The following is a 2,362-nucleotide window of genomic DNA, read 5'->3' on the forward strand; positions in this document are numbered from 1 at the left end:
CTTCCGATCTCGGTGATCGGCGACGGCGGGCAGGTGGTGGGCGTGGTGTCCGCCGGCATCCGCGCGCCGACCCTGGTCGAGGCGCTGGCCGACCTGCACGCCGCGCTCGCGCTGTTCCGCACGCTCGGCCGGCCCGCCGAGGTCGCCGCGGCGTGGCAGGAGGTCGCCGCCGTCGAACGGGCGGCCGGGCACCCCTGCCGGGCCGTCGCCGCGCACCGGTCCGCCCTGGCCGCGCTGGCCGAGGCCGGCGACCCGGCCGCCACCGGCTGGTCCCGGCTCGCCGCCGGGCTCGTCCAGGTCGGTGAGCTCCCGGGCGGGAGCCCGGACCTGCTCGCCGCCCGGCTCGTCGACTCCCCCGCGGCCCGGTCCGTCCGGGAGCTGCGCGAGCTGGACCCGGCCGCCCCGGACTGGGCGCTCGTCGCCGCGCTGACCGGGGGCCGCACCGGCGGCGAGTGATCGGCAGCACACCAGACCCGTCCCGGTCAAGGTGTCCCCGGAACGAAGCCGCGCCCCGACTGCGTCGCCGCGCACGTCGCCTTCTTGTCAAACGCTCGGTTGACTGGGTCCATGTCACCAACCGTCTGCAGAGTCGCAGCCTGGAGGTAGCACGCGCATGACCAACGACAGGACGGTCGACGCCGTCATCGTCGGGGCCGGGTTCTCCGGCCTCTACCAGCTCCACCGCTTCCGCGAGCTGGGCCTGTCCACCCGGGTGTTCGAGGCCGCGTCCGGCGTCGGCGGCACCTGGTGGTGGAACCGGTACCCCGGCGCCCGGTGCGACGTCGAGAGCCTGGCCTACTCGTACTCCTTCTCCCCGGAGCTGGAGCAGGAGTGGACCTGGAGCGAGAAGTACGCCACCCAGCCCGAGATCCTCGGCTACGCCGAGCACGTCGCCGAGCGCTTCGACCTGACGCGCGACATCACCTTCGACACCCGGGTCGAGAGCGCCGTCTACGACGCCGACCGCAGGCGCTGGACCGTCACCACGGACACCGGTGAGGTCGTCGACTGCCGCTGGTTCGTCATGGCCACCGGCTGCCTGTCGGTGTCGAAGGCACCCGAGATCCCCGGCGCCGAGCGCTTCCAGGGCCCGACCTACCACACCGGGCACTGGCCGCACGAGGGCGTGGACTTCACGGGCAAGCGCATCGCGGTGATCGGCACCGGCTCGTCCGGCATCCAGTCGATCCCGATCATGGCCGGCCAGGCGGCGGACACCGTCGTCTTCCAGCGGACGCCCAACTTCTCGATGCCGGCGGGCAACCGGCCCCTCACCGAGGAGGAGGTCGCCGCCCGGAAGGCGACCTACCGGGAGTTCCGCAAGGAACAGCAGCTCTCCGCGTTCGGTGTCCCGGTCCCGCTGCCCACGCAGTCCGCCCTCGAGGTCGACGAGGCGGAGCGCACCGCCACCTACGAGTCGGCCTGGGAGCAGGGCAACCTCGTCGCCGTGCTCACCTCGTACACCGACACCCTGGTGGACAAGGACGCCAACGAGACGGCCGCCGAGTTCGTCCGCTCCAAGATCCGCGAGACCGTGCACGACCAGGACCTGGCCGAGCTGCTCTCCCCGCGGAGCTTCCCGTACGGCACCAAGCGGCCGTGCCTGGACAGCGGCTACTACGAGACCTTCAACAAGGACAACGTCCACCTCGTTGACATCCGGAAGACCCCGCTGGTGGAGATCACCGAGAAGGGCGTGCGGACGTCGGAGAAGGAGTACGAGGTCGACGCGATCGTCTTCGCGACCGGCTTCGACGCCATGACCGGCGCCATCACCCGGGTCGACATCCGCGGGAAGAACGGGGTGTCGCTCAAGGAGAAGTGGGGCGAGGGCCCGCGTTCGTACCTGGGGCTGTCGGTCGCCGGCTTCCCCAACATGTTCACGATCACCGGCCCGTCGAGCCCGTCGGTGCTGTCGAACATGATGGTGTCGATCGAGCAGCACGTGGACTGGGTCACCGATTGCATCCAGTGGATGCGCGACAACGGCGTCGAGGAGCTCGACGCGACCCCCGAGGCCGAGGACGAGTGGGTCCGCCACGTCGAGGAGGTCGGCGACACGACCCTCTACCCGACCGCGGACTCCTGGTACATGGGCTCCAACGTCCCGGGCAAGCCGCGGGTCTTCATGGCCTACATCGGCGGGGTCGGCGTGTACCGCGAGCGGTGCGACGACGTCGCCGCCAAGGGCTACGAGGGCTACACCAAGTCCCCAGACGTCTCGGCGGCCCCGGAGAAGCAGTCCGCCTGATCACGAGCGAACGGCGCTCTCGCTCACCCAGGAGACGCGGAACCGGGCCGTGTACTCTGGCTGGCCCCCGCCGCGCCCCGCCTTGCAGACCCCCCCCACTCTGGCGGCCGC

At 71.5% G+C, this 2,362-nt stretch carries 2 protein-coding genes; both read left to right on the forward strand.

Going from position 1 to position 2,362, the window contains the following annotated elements; genetic code table 11:
- A partial coding sequence (locus tag AB0B41_RS43040; RefSeq protein WP_358212994.1) for a hypothetical protein occupies positions 1-456 on the forward strand: 456 nt, incomplete at its 5' end.
- Between the two features lie 157 nt (positions 457-613).
- On the forward strand, positions 614-2,251 hold the full coding sequence (locus tag AB0B41_RS43045) for an NAD(P)/FAD-dependent oxidoreductase (protein WP_358212996.1): 1,638 nt from the start codon (positions 614-616) through the stop codon (positions 2,249-2,251).
- The last annotated feature ends 111 nt before the right edge of the window (positions 2,252-2,362 follow it).

It is taken from the genome of Pseudonocardia sp. NPDC049154 (genome assembly GCF_040648315.1).
Lineage (GTDB): Bacteria > Actinomycetota > Actinomycetes > Mycobacteriales > Pseudonocardiaceae > Pseudonocardia.